The following is a 22,350-nucleotide window of genomic DNA, read 5'->3' as shown; positions in this document are numbered from 1 at the left end:
GCGTCGCACAGCGCTCAGTCCGCCTCGGCACCGTCCGGAGTGTGCGCTGAATGAGAAAAGATCAGCGCCCGGAAGCTATTGTTGCAACAGCATAACTCTGGCAAAAAAGCACATCAGACTCGGTTACGAGCCTATCATTTTGAAGAGCATTGGCGGGTCGCCAACATCAGGCGCGTGAAGGTCCGCGCGATCACGCCGAGGTTATCTGTACCGTAGCAATATTTGCACGCCGCACGACACGACAAGCGGCCATCGACGACGATAAAAGGCGACCGGGATGACGATTATTAATTTACCCTCCGGCGGCTCGGAGCAGAAGGTATTAAACCCGTCGAGCTCTATCGCCGAAGAGGACTTCTATTTCACGGGCCTCAATGCCACCGGCACCATGACCGAGGCGGTTATCGACTATCAATCCGGCGCCTCGCAGGTGGTCACATATTCGGGCCTGCCGAGCGGCGTCGCCAAGGAGACCGAAGACTTCAGCGCCACCAACGGCGCCGGCACTCTCACCGAAATCATTCTTGATTTGCAGACCGGTGGTTCATTCGTCGAGCTTCTTGCTTATCTGCCGACCGGCGACACCGAGGATATCCAATATTTTACCGGGGCCAATCTTACAGGAACCCACACCGCAACGCTGATCGATTTCCAGTCCGGGGGCTCGCAGTATCAAATCTTCACGGGGTTGCCTGCTGGCGTAACCGAGGAGATCGAAGACTTCAGTGGCGTCAATGCGACGGGCACCCTGACCGAGACCATTTCCAACACTCAGTCCGGCGGCTCGCAAGTGGTCATCTTGTCGGGCCTGCCGAGCGGCTACGCCAAAGAGATCGAAGATTTCAGCGGCCCCAACGGCACCGGGACACTCACCGAAATCATTCTCGATTTGCAGGCCGGTGGTTCGCAGGCCCAGCTTCTTGCCAATCTGCCGGCAGGCGAGACCAGGGAGATCGAGTATTTTACCGGGGCCGACGCCACGGGAACCCACACCGCAACGCTGATCGATTACCAGTCCGGCGGCTCGCAATATCAAATCTTCACGGGATTGCCTGTTGGCGTAACTGGGGAGATCGAAGACTTCAGCGGCACCAGTGCGACGGGCACTGTCACCGAAGCCATTTTCAATCTGCAGACCGGTGGTTCACAGGTCAATCTTCTTGCTTATCTGCCGACCGGCGACACCGAGGAGATCGAATATTTTACCGGAGCCAACCTCACAGGAACCCACACCGCAACGCTGATCGATTTCCAGTCCGGCGGCTCGCAGTATCAAATCTTCACGGGATTGCCTGTCGGCGTAACCGAGGAGATCGAAAATTTCAGTGGCACCAATGCCACCGGCGCGCTGACCGGGACCATTTCCAACCTTCAGTCCGGCGGCTCGCAGGTAGCCATCTTGTCTGGCCTGCCGAGCGGCTACACCGCAGAGCTTGAAGTCTTCAGCGGCCCCCACGGCACCGGCACTATCACCGAAATCATTCTTGATCCGCAGGGCGGTGGTTCACAGGCTCAGATTCTCGCTAATCTGCCGACCGGTGTGACCAGGGAGATCGAATATTTTACCGGGGTCAACGCCACTGGAACCCACACCGCAACGCTGATCAACTTCCAGTCCGGCGGCTCGCAATATCAAATCTTCACGGGATTGCCTGTTGGCGTAACCGGGGAGATCGAAGACTTCAGTGGCACCAATGCCACCGGCACCCTGACCGAGACCATTTCCAACACTCAGTCCGGCGGCTCGCAGGTGGCCATGTTGTCCGGCCTGCCGAGCGGCTACGCCAAAGAGATTGAAGATTTCAGCGGCCCCAACGGCACCGGGACTGTCACCGAAATCATTCTCGATTTGCAGACCGGTGGTTCACAAGACCAGCTTCTTGCCAATCTGCCGACCGGCGAGACCAGGGAGATCGAATATTTTACCGGGGCCAACGCCACGGGAACGCACACAGCAACGCTGATCGATTTCCAGTCCGGTGGCTCGCAGTACCAGAGCTTTACGGGATTGCCGAGCGGTGTGTCGGAACAGATTTCCGACTTTTCCGGCACAAGCGCCACCGGCGCAGTGACAGAGAATATCATCGACTTTACCTCCGGCGGCTCGCAGGTGCAGTTGTTCACCGGACTGCCGAGCGGTACCAGCGGGGTGATCGAGACCTTCACCGGCCCCGACGGCACCGGAGCCGAAACCTCCGTGATCACCAATCTCACCGCTGGCGGCTCGGTGCAGGAATTGTTCACCGGCCTGCCGAGCGGCGACACCGCCGAGTACAAGCATTTCACCGGTGCCAACGCCACCGGCACCGACACGGAGAATATTTTCAACCTCTCTGCCGGCGGGTCCGAGGTGCAGTTGCTCACCGGCCTGCCGAGCGGCGCCAGCGGGGTGATCGAGAACTTCACTGGAGCCGGGGGCACCGGAACCGAAACCTCCGCGATCGTCAATCTTACGGCCGGCGGTTCGGTGGAGGAGTTGTTCACCGGCCTGCCGAACGGCGATACCGCCGAGTATGAGTATTTCACCGGTGCCAACGCCACCGGCACGAATACTCAGAATATTTTCAACCTCTCCGCCGGCGGGTCCCAGGTGCAGTTGCTCACCGGCCTGCCGAGCGGCGCCAGCGGGGTGATCGAGAATTTCACCGGCCCCGGCGCCACCGGCACTGAAACCTCGGCGATCACCAATCTCACCGCCGGCGGCTCCGTGGAGGAATTGTTCACCGGCCTGCCGAGCGGCGATACTGACGAGTACAAGCGGTTCACCGGCGCCAATGCCACCGGCACGAACACAGAGAATATTTTCGACTTTTCGGCCGGCGGCTCGCAGGTGCAGTTGCTCACGAGCCTGCCGAGCGGCGCCAGCGGGGTGATCGAGAATTTCACCGGCCCCGGCGCCACCGGCACCGAAACCTCCGCGATCACCAATCTCACCGTCGGTGGCTCGGTGGAGGAATTGTTCACCGGCCTGCCGAGCGGCGATACGGACGAGTACGAGCATTTCACCGGCGCCAACGCCACCGGCACGGACACGGAGATTATTTTCGACCTCTCTGCCGGCGGGTCCCAGGTGCAGTTGTTCACCGGCCTGCCGAGCGGCGCCAGCGGGGTGATCGAGAACTTCACTGGAGCCGGCGGCACCGGAACCGAAACCTCGGTGATCACCAATCTTATGGCCGGCGGTTCGGTGGAGGAGTTGTTCACCGGCCTGCCGAGCGGCGATGTCGACGAGTACGAGCATTTCACCGGCGCCAACGCCACTGGCACGGACACGGAGAATGTTTTCGACCTCTCTGCCGGCGGGTCCCAGGTGCAGTTGTTCACCGGCCTGCCGAGCGGCGCAAGTGAGGTGATCGAGAATTTCACGGGAGCCGGCGGTACCGGAACCGAAACCTCCGTGATCACCAATCTCGCCGCCGGCGGCTCGGTGGAGAAATTGCTCACCAATCTGCCGAACGGCGCCACGAGCGAAACTGAATACTTCACCGGCGCCAACGCCACGGGCACCAAGACCGAAATCCTGACCGACTACAGCGACGGCAGCTCGACGAACGAGTTGTTTACGAACCTGCCCAGTGGGGTCGTCAGCGAGACGCTGTCGTATACCGGCGCCGATGCAACAGGCACCCACACCCAGACCATCACCGATTTTTCGTCCGGTGGCTCGCAGGTTGAGACGTTCACCGGCTCCGGCTGGCCGAGTGGCGCTACCGACCAATACCAGGTTTACAGCGGCCTGGACGGAAGCGGGACGAACACAGCGACCATCTACGATTTGTCGTCCGGCGGCTCGGTGGAGGATTTGCTCACCAACCTGCCGACCGGCGCCACCAGCGAAACCGCGTACTTCGCGGGCACCGACGCAACAGGCACCGAAACCGAAATCCTGACCGACTACGGCGACGGCAGCTCGACGGAAGAACTGTTTACGAACCTGCCCAGCGGGGTCGTCAGCGAGACGCTGTCATATACCGGCGCCGACGCAACAGGCACCAACACCGAAATCGTCACCGATCTGTCCTCTGGCGGCTCGCAGGTTGAGACGTTCACCGGCTCCGGCTGGCCGAGTGGCGCTATCGACCAATACCAGGTTTACAGCGGACTGGACGGCAGCGGGACGAACACCGCGACCATCTACGATCTGTCGTCCGGCGGCTCGGTGGAGGATTTGCTCACCAACCTGCCGACCGGCGCCACCAGCGAAACCGCGTACTTCGCGGGCACCGACGCAACAGGCACCGAAACCGAAATCCTGACCGACTACGGCGACGGCAGCTCGACGGAACAGCTGTTTACGAACCTGCCCGGGGGCGTCGTCAGCGAGACGCTGTCGTACACCGGCGCCGATGCAACAGGCACCAACACCCAGATCATCTACGATCTGTCCTCCGGCGGCTCGCAGGTCGAGACCCTCACCGGCTCCGGCTGGCCAAGTGGCGCTATCGACCAATACCAGGTCTACAGCGGCCTGGACGGCACCGGGACGAACACAGCGACCATCTACGATCTCTCGACGGGCGGCTCGGAGGAGGAATTACTCACCAACCTGCCGAGCGGCGTCGCGAGCGAAACCGTGTACTTCACCGGCGCCGATGCCGTCGGCACCGAAATCGAAATCGACATCGTCTACACCGATAGCGAAACGGAGAAGTTCCTCGTCGGTACTCCCGTCGGTGTTGTCGGCGGCACTACACTTCCCGCCGGCGTCGCCAGTGAGACGAAGCTCCCGAATTCCGAAACCGCCTACGATTTCTACTCCGGCGGTTCGGAGGTTCTGCAGACGTCCATCGACCCAGGCGCGCCAAGCGGCGCTATTGACGAATACCAAGTCTACACCGGCGTTGATGGCACCGGGACGAATACCGCAACCATCTACGATCTGTCGTCCGGCGGCTCGGTCGAGTATTTGATCACGGGGCTGCCCAGCGGCGCCACGAGCGAAGCCGAGTATTTCAGCCGCACCGACGCCACCGGCACCAATACGCAGAACGTCATCGACTTCAGCGATGGGACCTCGCAGATCGAGACCTTCACCGGCGTGCCGAGCGTGCCAGGCGGCGCTCTCGATCAATACCAGGTCTACAGCGGCGCTGATGGCACCGGGACCAATACCGCAACCATCTACGATCTTGCGTCCGGCGGCTCGGCCGAGAATCTGATCACCGGGCTGCCCAGCGGCGCCACCAGCGAAACCGAGTATTTCAGCGGTACCGACGCCACCGGAACCGAAACCGAAACCCTCACCAACAACACCGACGGCACCTCGACAGAAGGGCTTTTCGTAAACCTGCCCAATGGCATCGTCAGCGAGACGCTGTCTTATTCCGGCTCCGGCGCAACAGGCACCGTCACCGAAATCGTGTTCAATCTATCCTCCGGCGGTTCGAAGGTGGAGACCTTCGCTAACCTGCCGAGCGGCGCTCTCGACGAAGTTCGGGATTATAGCGGTCCTGATGGCACCGGGACCAATACGGCGACCAATTATGATCTGGTGTCAGGCGGCACGATTACCGGCAACGGCGACGGCACATCGACCGAAACGCTGTCGACGAACCTGCCCAGCGGCGTTATCAGCGAGACGCTGACTTACTCCGGTGCGAACGCCACCGGTACCATCACCCAGGACGTTTTCAATTTGTCCTCCGGCGGCTCGGAGGTCGAGACCTTCGCTGCGCTGCCGAGCACTGGCCTGCCGGGCGGCGCGCTCGACGAATACCAAGTCTATGACGGCTCGAACGGCAGCGGGAACAATATAGCGACCATCTATGATCTTTCGACAGGCGGCTCGATCGAGTATTTGCTCACCGGGCTGCCCAGCGGCGTCACCAGCGAAATCGAGTATTTCAGCGGCACCAACGCTTCCGGCACCGAGACCGAAGTTCTAACCAACATTTACGGCTACTCGACCGTAGAGTTGCTCACCAACCTGCCCAGCGGCGTTTCCAGCGAGACGCTGTTCTATAATGGCCCAAACGCCAGCGGCGGCCTTAGCTCAATCGATTCCAATCTATCGTCCGGCGATTCAGAGACCGAGCGGTTCTACAATTTGCCGACCGGCGTCAGCAATGTGGTCGATCACTACTCTGGGGCCGACGAATCTGGAACACTCAAGAGCGAGATCGATAATTTCTCCACCGGGGGCTCGACCGAAACCATCTACAATCCAACGTCCAGCATAAGCAAAATTGTCGAAGATTTCGCCGGCGCCAACGCCACCGGCCAAGAGACGCAAGCGATCGTGCTCGACACTAACGACAGGTCTATCCTGGTCAGCTTCAATTACGACAGCCAGGGGAGTCTGACGGGTTACAGCGAGACCGAATATTCCTACAATATTTTAACCTCGACCACGGTGTCCGGCGGCGATGGCGGTGGCGGTGGCGATGGTGGCAGCGACGGCGGCGATGGCGGCAGCGACGGTGGCGGGGATGGCGGCGGTGGCGACGGTGGCGATGGCGGCAACGTCGGGGGCGATGGCGGCTCCCCTTCCCGTGTAGTCTTGGGAGCTGCGAATTATGACGCGCATGGTCACCTTCTAAGATCATCCGGCACAGTCATTCCTCCTGCCGCGGCTTGGCAGATCGTTCCCGCCGGTGGCGATGGCGGGGTGGATCCCCTGGTCATCAGCACCAATGGCGGGCCCATCGTTCTGGTCGCGCCAGGCAAATCGAACGTGCTGTTCGGAGCCCAGGAGGCGGGAACCAAGACGACGACCGGCTGGGTCGGCCAAAACACGGGCATACTGGTCGTCGAGAGCGGCAGCACCGTCTCGGAGATCGAGAATTTCGGCCAGTTGGCGGCGCTGGCCCGGAAGGGCAGCGACGTCATCGATGCCAGCGACCCTGTCTTTTCGAAAATCGACGTGTGGGTCGATGGCAACGCCAGCGGGCCCAAAGATTCGGGTGAGTTGGTCTCGCTGGCCTCGCTCGGCATCACCTCGATCAGCCTCGCATCGACTCCGGTAACGCAGGCGATCAACGGCAACGAGGTGACTGCGATCGGCTCGCTCACCTTCGCGGACGGCGAAGTCGAGCAGGTCTACGATGTTACGTTCGGCGTGGCGCATACGGCCGATACCGGCGGGACGTCCGATCAGGCGGTGTCCTCCGCATGGAGCGTATTGCACAAGTCCGACTTTGCATCCGAGACCCCGACCACGCTGGCTTATTCGGCCGACCCGGCTGGAGGGACCGGTACCGTCCATCCGCCGTGGGCGTCCGACGGACAAGGTGGGCAGGGGCCGCCGGTCGGCAGCGTTCCCCCGGCGTTCGACCTGGCGCTGTTCAAAAACTACATGGTGTCGGCCTTCCCGCAGGAGGGCTTCAGCCATGGGAGCATTCACGGCTCGGATCCTCCGATTGCTCTCGGTGGCGACAACCTGTTCGCTCCGCCGGGTGCTCCCCAATCGCATAAATGATGAGGGTCGAGGGCGGTCGTATCCTTCAAACGACCGCCCATATCGGCTAGGCTCAGGCGGTCGATATCCGGCCGCGCCCTTTATATTTTGGCGCCGCCTGACAAGGAAACCGGATGACGGAACACGTGAAAGCTGCCGTGGACGTTCCGGACGTGCCGACACCTTCTGCAACCACCATCCCCTCGGGCCGCGAGATCATCGAACGCGCGTCCGGCGCGAACGGTGCCGCTGACGGCAGGATGCGAAAGCTGTTCGACATCATCAGCGCAAAATCGATCGTACGGAATTCGCAGCAGAAAATCCTTTCGACGCGAGGCACTCCGCAGGAGTGGCTGATCGACCTGCGCAAGACGTTCCTCGACCCGGTCGGACTTGACCTGATCGCCGAGCTGTTCTGGGAGCGCTTTGCCGATAAATATCCCTTTCAGGTAGGAGGACTGGAGGTCGGTTCGGTACCGCTGACCTCGGCAATTCAGCTGCATGGCCTCAAGCGTGGATTGCACGTCAACGGATTTGTGGTGCGCAAGGAGCGCAAGCATTACGGGCTCAACAAGACCTACGAAGGCGAACTCACCGACGATCCCATCGTCGTCGTCGACGACCTGCTCAACAGCGGCGGCACGGTCGAGAAGGTTCGGGCGGTACTGGCGCAGGCCGGGCGGAGCATTCGCGATCTCTTCGTCGTCATCAACTACGAGACCCCGGCCGGCGATCGCTGGGTCGAACGCAACGACGTACGATTTGATTTTCTCTATACGCTCCCGCAATTCGGTATTGTCCTCGGAAACGAACGCGCTCCCGTAAAGCAATCCGAGTTTACCGCCGCCTGGGAGTTTTCGGCCTCCGGGGGGCACTTCTTCGACGTGCTGCCGGGATCGACGCCGGCGCTCGATCGCGAGCGGCTCTACTTCGGCAACGACGGCGGAATCTTTTTTGCGCTCGATCAGCGTACGGGCGCTCAGGTATGGAGCTTCGAGCTGGCGCGCGCGACGCGCAACGCAATTCGTTCGTCGCCGGCCGTGCACAAGGACCGGGTCTTTTTCGGCAGCTCCGAGGGCAATGTCTATTGCCTCGATACGGCGACGGGACGCGAACGCTGGCGTTTCGTTGAAGCTGATCGGGTCGAGTCCTCGCCCTGTCTGGCCCCCGACCTCGACATGCTGTTCATCGGGTTGCAGCACGAGGTCCCCGGGCGCGGCGGCAGCATCGTGGCGCTGCACCTCGAGACCGGAGAGAAGGTCTGGGAGTTTGCCGTCGAAAAGCCGGTCCTGGGATCGCCGGCCTACAGCAAGGAGCTGTGCCTTGTTGCTTGCGGGACAAACGAGCGCGAATTGCTGCTGTTCGAGCCCGTGACTCGGGAATTGCTGTGGCGTCACCCGACCGGCGGCGAAGTCAGGGCGGCTCCAGCGTTCGATCCGGCCCGGCGCGCCATCGTGGTCGGCGCGATGGACGGGTCGATGCGCAGCATCGATCTCGCGGGCCGCGAGCGCTGGCGGGTGCAGACCAGCGACGCCATCCATGCGACGCCGCTGGTCGCAGGCGATCGCGTCTATGTCGCCAGCGCGGACAAGAACGTCTACGCGATAGACGCCAACAGCGGCAGGGGCGTCTTGAGGATGGCAACGTCAGGCAAGAACTACGCGTCGCCGCGGTTGATCGGCGGGCGGATCTATTTCGGCTCGACGTCCGGTCTCGTCTACGAGTTCAATCCACGGATCAATGCCATCACCGGTGAGGTCCAGCTTCCCGAGCGGATCACAGACCCCATCGTCCACAGCTCCACGACCGGATTATTTTATGCGCGCTCCTATGACGGCAAGATCTATGCATTTCGCAGGGTAGACGAGTTTGTGGTCGAGGACTGAAGGGGCACAATCGGGGATCTGCGAAACAGTGCGAGACGCTCAAGACATCATTGCGATGGCACGGGCCACCCTGCAGAGGGCGTTTTCGACCGATGCAGCTGCCATTGTCGATACACAAGAGGCGGGGCCGCAGGGCAAGATTACGGTCTGCGTGACCATCAGGGTCCGCGGCGCCGTTCGCGGATGCTGGCCTGCCACGGCAAACTCATTGCAGGCCGCAATCGAATCGGCCGTGCGCCTGACGCTGTGTGATCCCAGATGCGAGTGGATCAGCCGCGTCGAACTCGAACAGGCGCTGGTCGAAGTCTGGATTCAGGAAAGCAGGCGCGCCATCACGGGCGTGCTGCCGCGACACCTCTGGGGCTCGCACGGATTAGAGGTCCGCGGCCACGATCGATCGGCGTTTTATTTGCCATATGTCGGCGTCGAAGAGGAATCCAGGGATCCCGATGAATTCCTGGAACGCCTGTTTGGAAAGGGACGACTATGGTCGGCCGGCTCCCGTGAATCATCGCAGTTGTTCGAAACCGAGTGGACGCACTTCGTCGAGGGGAAGCAATCCGCGCGCCGGTTCTTCAGGCTGCGAGCGGACGAACAACAACCGCGGCCGTCCCTCGTGCAAATGGCGACCGAGGCCGGCCGACACCTCCTCAACATTCAACGCTTCGACGGGTCATATACCTATCAATACGACCCGCTGCGGGGGAGGGCCGTCGGATCCGAGATAAACATCGTTCGCGTCATCCTGGCCACCTATGCGCTTGCAAGGTTTGGAGCGTGGCTGGCGCGCAGCTCATATCCGGATTGCGATGCAGCTCCGTTTCTCGAAGGAGCGGAGCGTGGCCTGTCATTTATCCGCAGCCGCCTTTCCAAGAATTCCGATGGCGCCTATTTCCGTGACGATCAGGGTGAGGCACTGCTTGGCAGCAGCGCGCTGTCGCTGCTGGCGTTTGCATATTTCCCGGATGCGGCGGCGACATCCGACATCACGCCTTTGCTGACCAACGTGCTGTTGAAATCTCAAAGCGGCGAGGGATGGTTTCCGAACGAGATCCTGCATCCGGATCAAGCCGGTCAGCAGGACTTCGCGCCCGGTCAGGCGATATTGGCGTTACTCAAGCAGAACAGCCGTCCGCTGGAGGACATCCTGCCGGCGCTCGAAAGAGCGTTCAGCTTCTATTCCAGCCGTCCGATCGAGCAGGCTTCGCGTTTCTTCCTGGCCTGGCAGTGCAAGGCCTGGTGCGAGATGTGGCAGCGCACGAAAATAGATCGATATGCCGATCTGGCATTTCGCCTGCTGGATCAGCTCGCCACATTCCAGATGGAGCCCGGCGAGAATTGTCCGTCGGATTTTGTCGGCGGCTATCGAGCCAGTGCCGACCCGACCGGCATAACGCCTCCGACATTTCTGGTCTCGCTGTTTACCGAAGCGGCCGTTCTCGGCTGGCACGTCGCCGTCGAGACCAACGATCATTCGAGAGCGGCGTTTTACATGCAGGTCGTGCGGCGGGGCATCGATTGCATGTTTCGACTGCAGATATCCGAAGACCAACATTTCATGTTCGTGGATCCCCAACTCGCGGTCGGCGGATTGCGCCGGGATCTGGCTTCGTTTCAACTGCGTTGCGATTATGCCGCCCATGCCCTGACGTGTTTGACCGCGGCGGTCGAGCTGGGGCTGCCCAGCCCCCCGACACTCCTGGGATAAGGCCCAAGAGGGTATTAGGGGCATTTTTATTCGGTCGGTTGTCCACATCGCCGACCTGCTGTGGCGCCGCGCCGTTCCGGTCCCCAGGGGGTTGACGAATTGCCGGGGGGCGACGTAGTGCCAATTGGCGCCGAGGTTGGCGCGATGATATGTTCGGTGCACAACCGGGAACTCGATCCATGCACAAATTTGCAATCGCCCTCGTCATCGCTCTGATTGCCGGGCCTGCCTTCGCGCAGGAAGAACATATGCAGAAGTATCGCGAAGAGCCCGCGGAGAAGACGCCGGCCCAGCTGGAAGCCGACAAGAAGGCCGCGAACGCCTACCAGCGTTCGCTCAACGCCGTGCCGGACCGGAAGCAGACCGATCCGTGGGGGATCGCCCGCGGCGATGACGCGGCGAAGAAGCCTGCGGCAGCGGCCAAGCCTGCGATGAAATCATCCAAGGCCAAGACCGGCACCACAAGCTCCGGCGGCACCACGAACCAGTAGCCGGAGAGTTTCGATGGACGCCTCCCAGGCCCACGAGCGAAACGCCGACCAGGTCGCCTATTGGAACGGGCCCGGCGGCCAGCGTTGGGCCGACCGCCAGGCGGTGCAGGACATTCTGCTGGCGCCGGTGCTCGATATCCTGCTGGATCGCGCGAGGCCCGCGGCCGGCGAACGGGTGCTCGATGTCGGCTGCGGCAGCGGCGCGTCCTCTATCGCATTCGCGAACAGGGTCGGGTCATCAGGCCGTGTGTTCGGCGTCGATGTGTCCGGCCCGATGCTGGAGCGGGCCCGGCAGAGCACGCCCAAGGGCGCGCCGGTCGATTATGCGCTCGCGGATGCCACGGTCTATCCGTTCGATCCGGCAAGCTTCGATCTGCTCGCCTCGCGCTTCGGCGTGATGTTCTTTGCCGAGCCCTCGGTGTCGTTTGCCAATCTGCGCAAGGCGCTCAAGCCATCGGGACGGCTCGCCTTCGCCTGCTGGAAGGAGCCGCGCGAAAATCCCTTCTTCATGGCGCCGCTGCAGGCGGTCTACAAGCACGTGCCGAAGCTGCCGCCGCAAGGACCGGAGGATCCGGGTCCGTTTGCGTTCGCGTCCGAAGAGCGCGTGACGCGGATCTTGGGCGAGGCCGGGTTCTCCGGGATTGCCATGGAGCCGCACCGGCTCGAACTCGACGTCGCGATCGGGCGCGGCATGGACGCCGCGATCCAGGGCACACTCGAGATCGGCCCGGCCAGCCGCGCGCTGGAAGGCCAGCTGGCCGATGTGCGCGCTGCCGCAGTCAACTCGATGCGCGAGACATTGGCGCAGTATGCGAAGGGCGATTCCGTGCTGCTGCCGGCCGCGATCTGGATCGTGACGGCGCGGGCCTGAGGACCTACGCCCGCTCTTCCCAGATCATCGCGAGGTGCACGATGGTCTGCACCGCCTTTTCCATGTCCTGCCGGCTGACCCATTCGAGCCGCGAATGGAAGGCGTGCTCGCCCGCAAAAATGTTGGGGCAGGGCAGGCCCATGAACGACAGCCGCGAGCCGTCGGTGCCGCCGCGGATTGAGCCCGTCACCGGCGTTAGCCCAGCGCGCTTGATGGCCTCGATCGCGTAAGCGACGATCTCGGGGTGACGGTCGATCACCTGCTTCATGTTGCGGTATTGCTGCTTGACGTCGATGCGGTAGCTCGATCGCGGATACGCGGTCATGACATCCTTCGTGATGGCCTCGAGCAGGGCTTCCTTCTGCTTCAACCCGTCCTCGGTGAAGTCGCGCACGATGAACTCGATCCGCGCCGTCTCCAGCGCGCCCGAGATTGCGACCGGATGCAGAAAGCCGTCCCGGCCGTCGGTGGTCTCGGGCGAGCAGCTGTCTTTCGGAAGGTGGTCGACGATCGCAGCGGCGATCTTGATCGCGTGCTCCATCTTGCCCTTGGCAAAGCCCGGATGGGTGGCGACACCGGCGATGACGATGCTGGCGCCGTCGGCGGAGAAGGTCTCGTCCTCGATATGGCCGGCGCTCTCGCCGTCCATGGTGTAACCGAAATCGGCGCCAAGCTTTTTGATATCGACCTTGTCGACGCCGCGGCCGATCTCCTCGTCCGGCGTGAACAGGATCTTGATGGTGCCGTGCTTCACCTGCGGGTTGCTGATCAGGAAATGCGCGGCATCCATGATCTCGGCGAGGCCGGCCTTGTTGTCGGCGCCCAACAGCGTGGTGCCGTCCGATGTGATGATGTCGTTGCCGATCTGGTCGGCCAGCGCTTCATGCTCGGCGGCGCGGATCACCTGCGAGGGATCGGCCGGCAGCACGATATCGCCGCCGCGATAATTCGTCACGATCTGCGGCTTGACGTCCTTGCCGGTGCAGTCGGGCGAGGTGTCCATGTGCGAGCAGAAGCAGATCACCGGCACGGTCTTGTCGGTGTTGGCCGGGATTGTCGCGTAGACATAGCCGTGCGCGTCGAGATGGGCATCGGAGACCCCCATCGCCTGCAACTCGGCGACCAAGAGGCGGCCGAGGTTCTTCTGCTTTTCGGTGGAGGGGCAGGTCGGCGATTCCGGATCGGACTGGGTGTCGATCACGACATAGCGCAGGAAGCGCTCGGTGACGGTGTGCTTGAAGTCGAGAACCGGTGCCAGCATGAAGACCGCGCAATCAAAACGAGAAGCTTGAGGTTCTATAACAGAAAAGCGCCATTCCGGGGCCGCGCCGCGAGCCGGAATGGCGCTTCATCAAGTGAGGACAGGGGTGGTTAGATCGCTTCCTTGAGCTCCTTGGAGGCGCGGAAGGCGACCTTCTTGCTCGCCTTGATGTGAATCTGCTCACCGGTGGCGGGATTGCGGCCCATCCGGGCGGCGCGCTTGCGAACCTGGAGGATGCCGAGGCCGACGATCCTGATACGCTCGCCCTTTTTCAGGTGCTTGGTGATCCGACCGACCATGTCGGTCAGGATCGCCTCGGCCTGCTTCTTGGACAGCTCCTGTTCCTCGGCAATGGCCGCCGCAAGGTGCTTCAGTGTGATCGTCGCCGGGGTCGCTGCTTTCTTCGCCATGTAGCCCTCCTCGTTGAATGGCTGGATTGGTGCTTTCGCGCGAAAGGCAAGGCGTTCGCGTCGGGAAAAATGGGTCCGGACAAGTCCCGAAACCACCGGTTTTTATAGGATCAGCGCCGGTCCGGCGTCAGGAAACCTAGACGTATCAGGGCTTATTCGATTCGGGGCTTTGCTGACTACGCTGCTTGGCCTGAAAACAGGGCACGATTCGTATCCCAACCGCAGAAATGCCCGCCCTGTGCGGACATTTGCAACCTCCTTGACTAACCGGATGCGGGCCTTTATGCCCTCGGTTCTGCGCGGATCAACCTCGTGATCGGCATCCGCGGGAGTAGCTCAGTTGGTTAGAGCGCCGCCCTGTCACGGCGGAGGCCGCGGGTTCGAGTCCCGTCTCTCGCGCCAGTCTTTTCAAGCACTTAGCTGACCTGATGGCGCCACCTCGGTGGGGGGCGCGCGAACGCTTATGCAAAAAATGCCGCGATCGCGTCGAGGTCGGATTGGCCCGGAGTTCCGCCGCGCAAATTGGCGTCGATGACGCGGCGGCAGGCGTCGACGGTTGGGGTATCACCCAATTCATTGGCGGCCTCGAGGATCGACCAGATCGTGTCCATCGGGATGTCGCTGAGCATGGCGGCTTTCGGGTCTGACAGCATCGGTTCGGCCGGGGGCTAGAATTCGTAGAGATCGCAGCCGCGCCGTGCCACGGTCATGAGGCCGCAGCTGCCGTTCGCCATGTCGCCTGGACAAGCTTCAAACGGCTTTGCAACCAAACGCTGATAGCAGGCGCTTCCGCGACGTGTTGGGAAACGACTCGGTGCGCCTTGTAGCAAAGCCAGCTGTTTCCGCTGAGAGCGTACGGTGGCCAACCTATCGCGACTGGTATCGCGCTCCAAAATTCTAGGAAAATAGACTTATCAAATAACCTGGCAATCTGAGGTTGGATCGCCAGCAGGCTTCATGGGACAGAACACTCTACCAGAAAGCGTGACAAAGTAGCAGAGGTGTGATGTGATGCTTTGATTGATTATCAAATAGATGGAAACCTTAACATGAAAGCGTTTTCCCTTTCAGTCGCTACAGCGGTTTGTATCTTTGTCGGAATTCAAACTGCATCTGCCGCGAAGTATTGCCCTCCCGGTTATTATCTGGGACCGGACGGATACTACTGCTGGCCTGGAACCGGTGAGGGTGGTCAAGGTGGTGGGGGCGGCGCGGGAGTTGCTGGCGGCGTAGGTGGCGGCGGAGGCGCGGGAGGCGCCGGCCGTACTGGCGGTGCGGGCGGTGGTGGCGGCGGCGGCGGCGTCGGTTACGCTGGCGGAGCCGGCGGCTATGGTGGACGGGGCGGTGCTGGTAGCTTCGGAGGCACTGGAGGATCTGGCGGAGGCGGCGGAGCTGGCTGCTACGGCGCTCGCGGCGGCGGCGGTGGCGGCGGCGGTAGTGGAGTTGGCGGAGGAGTTGGAGGACCCGGCGGCTCTGGCGGTAATTCGAACTGCCCATGAAATATAGCCTTGCATTAGTAGTCGCGCTCACGGTCGCCGGACCAATCGCGACGGTTGCTAAATCCGCGCTGGCAGATCACAACATTCGTCTCTCGGCTCCGCAGCCGAGAGACTCCGATCTCGTCGATTCAACTTCAGAGAAGGTCAAATCTCGGGTCGCTCAAGCAGCGCAACCCGCCGAGTCAGGTCAACCTGGCCGTGGAGGCGAGGGAGGCGGTATTCCAGGCGTGCCGGGCGGTCGCGGAGGCGAATCCGGTACGCCAGGTGATCGGGGAACGGTCGTCAGCAGCCCACCAACGCCCGGAAGTGTGCTGGCGGCTGATCCTGCCTTGGTGACTTACTGCGTCGACGTTCTGCAAACAGCAGGCCAAAAGACTGCCAACACATTTTCTCCTTTGGATTGTGCGCAGTACTTTATCAACCTCGAGCGCTTGGCGCTTCGTAGGGACAATCGATCTGACCGTGCGCCTGATGGCGATCAAGGGCCAAGCTTAGGCGGTGTGGGAGGAAAAGGCGGCAAGGGAGGTAAGGGCTTACGCGGTGGTCGTGGTGGATCGGGAGGAGCTGGCATCGCCGGAGGAAAAGGTGGAAGCGGGGGGGCCGGAGGAGCAGATCAATGACGCTGTGATCCCAGAGCAAGGGAACGACAGGATGTGGCCTCTAGGCGGTACGCTTTGGCTCGCAAAAGTTTTATTGTTTGCGGCAGCAATTATTATCGGACAACTTGGCACTGCTTGGCTTCCTGCAGCCGCCCAAACGACAAGCGGCGGTGCCGGAGGATCAGGAGGAGCAGGTAGCGCCTATGTCAATGGCGACAACTACGGCACGATAATTGTCAATGGCGGCGGGGGAGGCGATGGCGGAAGCGCATCTTCATCTCAGGGCCGCGCGCCTTCGTCCGGGGGAGGCACGTTGGCGCCGACGTCGCGATCGGTGCGCGTTATTAATTTCGTACTGACCAATCGAGCGTCCTTTCAAGTAAATCTCAAGTTCTTTTCGCCATCGCACGTTTGGCCGTCAGATGACAGGGCGTACGTACTGAACACTCGGTCACCCACTCCCTTTCGACTGGATTGCGAACCCGGCGAGAGGATTTGTTTTGGAGCATTCTATCGGAATAGTGATCAGACTTGGGGAGCAGGTCGTTACGGAGAACGATCGTGCACAAACTGTTGTTTGATATGCCAGTCAGATCGAGAAGTGGTCTACAATTTCGCGCTGGGCGATTAGTGCAAAGAGCTTTGGAGTGAGGTCGTGAACCGACTATTCGCTATCATATTCATGATGATGTTTGCCTGCGTCGCCACCGGTTGTTTTCAGGATGGGCCTGCCTCGGTTCGTCCAAGCGACCAGGTGCGAACAGAAAACGGCTCCTCGCCTGATGGCCCAGCCGGCAAGCGCGGCAGCGGTCCCAGAGGTGGGGCCGGAGGGGCTGGTGGCGCTAGCATCGATGGAGGACGCGGCGGCCCGGGTGGAGCTGGAGGTTCAAGCGACTAAAGAATGAGATCAATCTGGCCCTAAATGGCCGAGTTGGTGTTTGTTCATTTAGCTTATTGCTTTCAGGATCTAGGGGAGGAGAAAGTGTTAGTTCGTGCGTTGATTACTGGCGTACTTCTTTCGTTACCCCTTCCTCATAGGGATGACTTGCACACCGTGAATGACACGGTGATTGGTGGAGATGGCGGTCGTGGTGGCGACGCAGTCATCAATGTCTATGGGGGAACGGTCGTAATACTTTCGCCCCTGGGGGGCTCTGGAGGACCAGGAGGCTCGGCAGCAGGGCCCGGAGCCACACCGACTAGCTCAACCGCACCGATTGTCGCTCCAAAGGACCTTCCTATAAGCAGTACATTCGCCACGAGAGACAACCGAGACATTGAAGGAAGCGATATTCAATTCTCGGGCGGTTCGCTCGGGGTGCCGGGAGTTGATCTCGGAGGATGTGCGAAGATTTGCGGCGGGTTGCCGTCTTGTGTTGCCTTTAGCTTTGACCGCTGGAATAACCGTTGTTTCCCGAAGGACAAAATTACCGGCTCGTTGCTAGACGTGCGTTCGATGATCGCCGTTAAGAGGCCAGCAGAATTGCCAACCGTTTCTAAAAACGAAGCAAAGATGCAGCCCGTTCGCGGAAAGCGATTTCACGGAACTGTCCTTTCAGAAATCGACGCGTCCACGAGCGATCTATGCCAAAGCAAATGTAGCACTGATCTTCACTGTGTTGGTTTTACCTTCAATAAAGTTGGCGCAAGCTCCAGCTGTACGTCTTTCAAAATGATCGATGGCTGGGATCTCGACTCCGTTTCGATCTCTGGACATAAGTGGCAGTCTCCCAATTAGGTCTTGAACAGATCAGCTTGGACCATCCATTTCCGAGTTCAAAGCGACATCGTCGAGGAAACGGTGATGTCCGCTGACCGCATAGTGTCACCACATCGCGCCGCCTCGTCAGTGGCGCTCGCTCTCACGCAAAAAATGCCGCGACCGCGTCGAGGTCGGATTGGCCCGGAGTTCCGCCGCGCAGATTGGCGTCGATGACGCGGCGGCAGGCGTCGACGGTTGGGGTGTCCCCCAATTCATTGGCGGCCTCGAGGATCGACCAGATCGTATCCATCGGGATGTCGCTGAGCATGGCGGCTTTCGGGTCTGACAGCATCGGCGGAATGGGGGCTAGAATTCGTAGAGGTCGCAGCCACGCCGCGCCAGCACATGCAGGTCGGCCACGGTGCCGCGCGCCGCACTGCATCGGCGGCATTCGATGATGGTGTCGTCGGAGGCATGCACCGGGTCGGTCGCCTTGATCGACAGGCTGCCGCAATCGGTGCAGACGATCTTGAAGCCGCTCGAAACGGTTTGCTGCTGCAAATTCATTGTGGCCTACGCCTTTGTTGAGGCCGACCTTAGGGAACAATTTTTAAAACTGGAGCCGCGGAGTGAATCGCAATCGAGCGGCCGCTTTAGGATATTCTTAAAGATATCAGATCCGGGGGCTGCCCGGCAGATGCAGCATCGGCTTTCGCAAGCCCTGCGCTGCGTTACGCACAGTTTCGCTCGCATTGACGGTCACGATCCCGGCGGCGTGCGCCCAGACCGCGAGGTCGGATTTGCTGTCGCCAGCATAGATGAAGCCGCCCGGAAAACTCCGCCGCAACAGGTTGGCCTTGTTCGAACCCTTGAGATTGTGCTCGCCGTCAGAGGCGAACACCTGGTCGATAAAGGGCAACAGCGCGGCGAGCTGACCCGCCAGCACGGCGTCGGCCGCGGTCGCCAGCACGACCCGGCGGCCGGCGGCGTTCTCGCGCCGGGCCAGCGCCACGACGTCGTGGTGGAATGCGATGCGGTCCCAGTCGATCCGGTGGCGAAGCGCGAGCTGGCGCTTCAGCGCGGCACGGCCGCGCAACAGCCATCCGGCGCAGGAGAACGCGATCAGCGGATGGACCGGCAGGATCGAGAAGAAGCTTTTGTAGAGCAGGTCGCCCTTGATCAGCGTGCCGTCGAGGTCGAGCACCAGCGGCATTGATAGCGGCAGGCTGAACACGACGTCCGGTTTGCCGGCGTCCGGCCGGCGCTGCAGATGCTTGTCGGTAGGCGCGGGTTCAAGGAAGAGCTCAGTCATGCGCGGCGCTCAGTTGGGTGGAGACCTTGCAGACGTTGATCTCGCGGGCTCCGGTGTCGGTGGTCCTGCAATCGCCATAGCCGAACCGGCTCGCGAATGCCGTGCCATCCTCATCGGACGCCGACACGATCAGCACCTGCGGGGCGCCGCGATTGGCGGCACGAAATTTCGCGACCGAGGCGGTGTCGGGCGCGTCCTGCCAGTCCGGCGTGGCGCGCATGAAATCGCGCGCCTCGACATATTGCAGCGGGAAATAGCCGAAGTAGCGCGTCGACGGCAGCGGTGACGACAGGCCGACGCCGTGGCTTGCGAGCGCTGCAGTTTGCGCGGCATGCAGGGTCGGCCGGATCCGCCAGGCGAACAAATGGCTGTCGCGCTGCGCGATTAAATCGGCATTGGCAAAGGTCTGGCCGGGGTTGTCGCGGCCGGCGGCGAGTTCGCTCTCCAGCACCGGTGCCCAGCTCTTGTAGGCGATGGCGCGCACTGCCGTTTGTCCGACCAGGCCGGACAGCGCCGCCAGGCAGAGCGTGCGCACCAGCGCCTGGGCCGGCTGCCGGCTTGCGATCGTCAGCACGATTGCGAGTCCACTAAAGGGTGCAAGCCGTTCCGAGAGCAGGGCTGCTCCGAGCTTGAGATTGAGCAGTGAGAGTCCGGCCACGAGGACGAAGAAGGCAGGCCACAGCAAATCGCCCGAACGGAAGCGTCGCAGCGCGGCAAAGCCCGCGACCGCGAGCGCGCCGAACACCGGCACGAGTGCCACCACCTCCCACCAGCTGAAGGTGAAAAGATAGGTCGCAGCCACGATGCGGCGGATGATCTGGGTGACGCCGCCTTCCGCGCTGGCGGTCTCGCCGGGAATGTTCTGATAGGCGAGCAGGAAACTTGCGATCAGAACCAGGACCGGCAGCGCTGCTGCCGCGGCCCAGGCGCCGTCGATCAGCAGCCGCCGTGTCGCGGCCTTTGCGCCGGCCCGCTCGAACGTATCGAGGGTGCGCGCGATGCCTTCGGCGGCGAGCAGCAGGCACGCCGCGACCACCGCGGTGATGTGGGTGAGATAGAGCGCGGCCAGGAACAGCGCGGTCGCGATGAAGGCCAGCGCATCGCGGCGTCCGCTCAGGCTGCGCCAGAAGCTGGCGAACAGCAGGAACAGCGGCACGCCGAGCGCGAAATTGTAGAAGCCCCAATGGATGAAGACGCCGAACGCGATCGGCAGCAACAGCAGCATCGGCAGCAGCGGCCGGTCAGTCTCGGCGCGGCTGGCGGTGAAGGCAGCCGCGATCCAGAGCAGGCCGTAGAGGCTGAGGAACAGGCTGTTGGCGACCAGCGCGTCGCCGGTGAGCCGGATCAGCCCGGCGAGCAGCAGATAGATCGCCGAGTTCGGTTCGATCCGCGGATTCCACTGGTAGAACGACGCCGCCGGCTCCTGCAACGCACCGCCCCAACCGAAGCGGGCGATCAAATCGGCCTGCGCCAGATGCACCGGCCCGTCCTGGGTCGGCACCAGCTTCACCAGCCAGATCGGGCCATCCAGCAGTACGAGGAGCCCTGCGAACAGCAAAACTGCGGCGAGCACGCCGAGATTGGCTTTCGGGGTCTCGAAGGGCGCGGCGATCGACATCCCTAATGGATCCCGCCGAGACGGATCAGGTCCGAGCTGGTCAGGCTATTCAGTGAGGGCAGATCGACGAAGGTCAGCACGCCGAACAGCGCCATGGTCACGGCGGCGGCGATCAGCATCCCTGGCTGCCGCATCAGTTCCTCCGGCCGTGCCGCGGCGGAGTCGGGCGTCAGCGCGAGCCGCATATAGGAGGCGAACAGCACGATCAGGAGCGGAATGACGACGAGATATTCGATGCGGTACTTCAACAGGAAGATCGCCATCATGAAGGCGAAGCCCTGGGCGTAGACGAGGCAACTCGTGACCAGGCTCGAATGGGTGTAGACCGCAAAGGAGGGGCGGTACGCCGCGAGGTTGGCGGTGCCGCCGGCCTCGACGATCGCGCGATGCTCGGAGACCCGCTTGGCGGCCATCAGGAAGGCGCCGCCGAACCAGTAGGCGAGCAGGATCGAGATCGGCGGCGCGATGCTCGGCACCACGGCGAACCAGCCGAACAGGAAGCGCAAGGGATTGTTGAGGGACTCGACGATGACGTCGATGAAGGCGCGGTCCTTAGCGCGGATCGGGCGCACATTGTAGATCACGCCGAACACCGCGAACACGGTCGCGGTGATGGCGAAGGCGTAGCCGAGCCGGTTGGCCGCCAGGATGCCGAGCGTGGTCAGCAGGATATATTGGGCAAACACGATGGTCGGCGACATCGCGGTCTGCACCGCCGGCCGCGACCGCTTGGTCGGATGCATGGCGTCGAAGGGGGCGTCGAGCCATTCGTTGATGGTGTAGTTGGCCGACGACAGCGCCATCGCCACGAACAGGCAGGTGACCAGCCGTTCGGCGAGTGTCGCGACATCGATCGGCCCGGTCTGCGACATGATCATCGCAAAGGCGATGCCGGGGATGATCAGAACGTGCTTGATCCAGTGGTCGGGCCTGGCGATCGCGACGTAGTCGGCGATACCGGCGTTCGGCTGCGCGTGATTGGTGATCGACATTGCGATGCTCCAAATTCCACCTGTGCCGCATCGGGGCGCGTGCGGCGAAAGATGCTTTGGAAGGGCAGCGATCGTGCCGCGGCAGGGCGTTGGCCGTCGGTCGGGGCGGAAGGCATGCAACGCAGTTAATGCCGGTAGCGGAGGCGTGGATTGGGTGCGGTTGCCGATCTCGCCTAGCGCGCGATCCGCGTCATCGGCCTGCGCGCGCCCTGGCGTTCCGGCGGATGGCCTCCCGCGGGATGCGCCGGAATGGGACAGATGTTTCATTTCGGCTGACGGCCGAGAGCAGGGCTCCAGGCAACAAAAAAGCCGCCAGAAGGCGGCCATTTTGTCTGCAGAAGCTGGAAAGTCCTAGCGGACGGTCGAGGTCTCCGACGACGTTATCGCGATCGGCTTGCCGGCCTTGATGATGTGGGTGTTCTGGGCGGTCTCGGTGAATTCCGTGTTGGTCCGGGCCGAGAAGCCGAAAGCCGCAACCGCGATGCCGGCCACGAGGGCGACAACCACGATCTTGAGATGGGTCGAACGGTCCGCTGAGTGGATCGAGTGGTTCATGGTCGCCTCCGGGCGTCTATGCGCCGTCCTGTTAACGACAGTCGTAAGCC

The 22,350-nt window shown here is 61.9% G+C and carries 16 protein-coding genes and 1 tRNA gene; 8 read left to right on the top strand and 9 right to left on the bottom strand.

Annotated elements, in window-relative coordinates; translation table 11 throughout:
* Window positions 1-277 precede the first annotated feature (277 nt).
* The 5 genes from UP09_RS32775 (at window position 278) to UP09_RS32755 (ending at window position 12,352) form a co-directional block, all read left to right on the top strand.
* Complete coding sequence (locus UP09_RS32775) at window positions 278-7,417, top strand: beta strand repeat-containing protein (RefSeq protein WP_044542431.1); 7,140 nt, start codon at window positions 278-280, stop codon at window positions 7,415-7,417.
* 113 nt (window positions 7,418-7,530) lie between these two features.
* The gene (locus UP09_RS32770; RefSeq protein ID WP_044542430.1) at window positions 7,531-9,282 is read left to right on the top strand and encodes an outer membrane protein assembly factor BamB family protein; all 1,752 of its coding nucleotides are present in this window, start codon (window positions 7,531-7,533) and stop codon (window positions 9,280-9,282) included.
* 55 nt (window positions 9,283-9,337) lie between these two features.
* Complete coding sequence (locus tag UP09_RS32765; protein WP_044542429.1) at window positions 9,338-10,990, top strand: AMMECR1 domain-containing protein; 1,653 nt, start codon at window positions 9,338-9,340, stop codon at window positions 10,988-10,990.
* Window positions 10,991-11,169: 179 nt separating this feature from the next.
* Window positions 11,170-11,481 carry a hypothetical protein gene (locus UP09_RS32760; protein WP_044542428.1) on the top strand — a complete coding sequence of 104 codons (312 nt, stop codon included), beginning with the start codon at window positions 11,170-11,172 and terminating at the stop codon, window positions 11,479-11,481.
* Between the two features lie 13 nt (window positions 11,482-11,494).
* Window positions 11,495-12,352, top strand: a complete 858-nt coding sequence (locus UP09_RS32755) for a class I SAM-dependent methyltransferase (RefSeq protein WP_044542427.1) — start codon at window positions 11,495-11,497, stop codon at window positions 12,350-12,352.
* Window positions 12,353-12,356: 4 nt separating this feature from the next.
* Here UP09_RS32755 and pepT read toward each other — a convergent pair whose 3' ends face one another.
* Both pepT and UP09_RS32745 read right to left on the bottom strand, forming a co-directional pair.
* Complete coding sequence (gene pepT / locus UP09_RS32750; protein WP_044542426.1) at window positions 12,357-13,613, bottom strand: peptidase T; 1,257 nt, start codon at window positions 13,611-13,613, stop codon at window positions 12,357-12,359.
* Between the two features lie 110 nt (window positions 13,614-13,723).
* The gene (locus tag UP09_RS32745) at window positions 13,724-14,023 is read right to left on the bottom strand and encodes an HU family DNA-binding protein (RefSeq protein ID WP_044542425.1); all 300 of its coding nucleotides are present in this window, start codon (window positions 14,021-14,023) and stop codon (window positions 13,724-13,726) included.
* A 325-nt stretch (window positions 14,024-14,348) separates the two neighbouring features.
* On the opposite strand from UP09_RS32745, the gene UP09_RS32740 reads away from it, so the two are divergent.
* Window positions 14,349-14,425 (top strand) — tRNA-Asp (locus UP09_RS32740).
* 59 nt (window positions 14,426-14,484) lie between these two features.
* On the opposite strand, the gene UP09_RS32735 is transcribed toward UP09_RS32740, so the two are convergent.
* Window positions 14,485-14,652: a hypothetical protein gene (locus UP09_RS32735; RefSeq protein WP_245302311.1), complete on the bottom strand. Its 168-nt coding sequence runs from the start codon at window positions 14,650-14,652 to the stop codon at window positions 14,485-14,487.
* A 604-nt stretch (window positions 14,653-15,256) separates the two neighbouring features.
* On the opposite strand from UP09_RS32735, the gene UP09_RS38780 reads away from it, so the two are divergent.
* Window positions 15,257-15,529 (top strand): hypothetical protein, encoded by a 273-nt coding sequence (locus UP09_RS38780; protein WP_044542423.1) that lies wholly within the window; start codon window positions 15,257-15,259, stop codon window positions 15,527-15,529.
* A gap of 1,514 nt (window positions 15,530-17,043) precedes the next feature.
* Window positions 17,044-17,859, top strand: coding sequence for a PAN domain-containing protein (locus UP09_RS37240; RefSeq protein WP_082070370.1), 816 nt, complete (start codon window positions 17,044-17,046; stop codon window positions 17,857-17,859).
* 124 nt (window positions 17,860-17,983) lie between these two features.
* Here UP09_RS37240 and UP09_RS32720 read toward each other — a convergent pair whose 3' ends face one another.
* The 6 genes from UP09_RS32720 to UP09_RS32695 form a co-directional block, all read right to left on the bottom strand.
* Window positions 17,984-18,151: a hypothetical protein gene (locus tag UP09_RS32720; RefSeq protein WP_245302309.1), complete on the bottom strand. Its 168-nt coding sequence runs from the start codon at window positions 18,149-18,151 to the stop codon at window positions 17,984-17,986.
* Window positions 18,152-18,189: 38 nt separating this feature from the next.
* Window positions 18,190-18,390 (bottom strand): hypothetical protein, encoded by a 201-nt coding sequence (locus UP09_RS32715; protein WP_044542420.1) that lies wholly within the window; start codon window positions 18,388-18,390, stop codon window positions 18,190-18,192.
* 106 nt (window positions 18,391-18,496) lie between these two features.
* Window positions 18,497-19,135, bottom strand: coding sequence for a haloacid dehalogenase-like hydrolase (locus UP09_RS32710; protein ID WP_156164889.1), 639 nt, complete (start codon window positions 19,133-19,135; stop codon window positions 18,497-18,499).
* A complete protein-coding gene (locus UP09_RS32705) occupies window positions 19,128-20,753 on the bottom strand; it encodes a hypothetical protein (RefSeq protein WP_044542419.1) in 1,626 nt (541 codons plus the stop codon). Before UP09_RS32705 ends, UP09_RS32710 begins: the two co-directional genes overlap by 8 nt.
* A 2-nt stretch (window positions 20,754-20,755) precedes the next feature.
* On the bottom strand, window positions 20,756-21,745 hold the full coding sequence (locus tag UP09_RS32700) for a UbiA family prenyltransferase (protein ID WP_044542418.1): 990 nt from the start codon (window positions 21,743-21,745) through the stop codon (window positions 20,756-20,758).
* 351 nt (window positions 21,746-22,096) lie between these two features.
* A complete protein-coding gene (locus UP09_RS32695; RefSeq protein ID WP_044542417.1) occupies window positions 22,097-22,300 on the bottom strand; it encodes a hypothetical protein in 204 nt (67 codons plus the stop codon).
* Between the last annotated feature and the right edge of the window lie 50 nt (window positions 22,301-22,350).

It is taken from the genome of Bradyrhizobium sp. LTSP885 (assembly GCF_000938305.1).
GTDB lineage: Bacteria > Pseudomonadota > Alphaproteobacteria > Rhizobiales > Xanthobacteraceae > Bradyrhizobium.
This window is presented reverse-complemented; position numbering and strand designations above follow the sequence as displayed.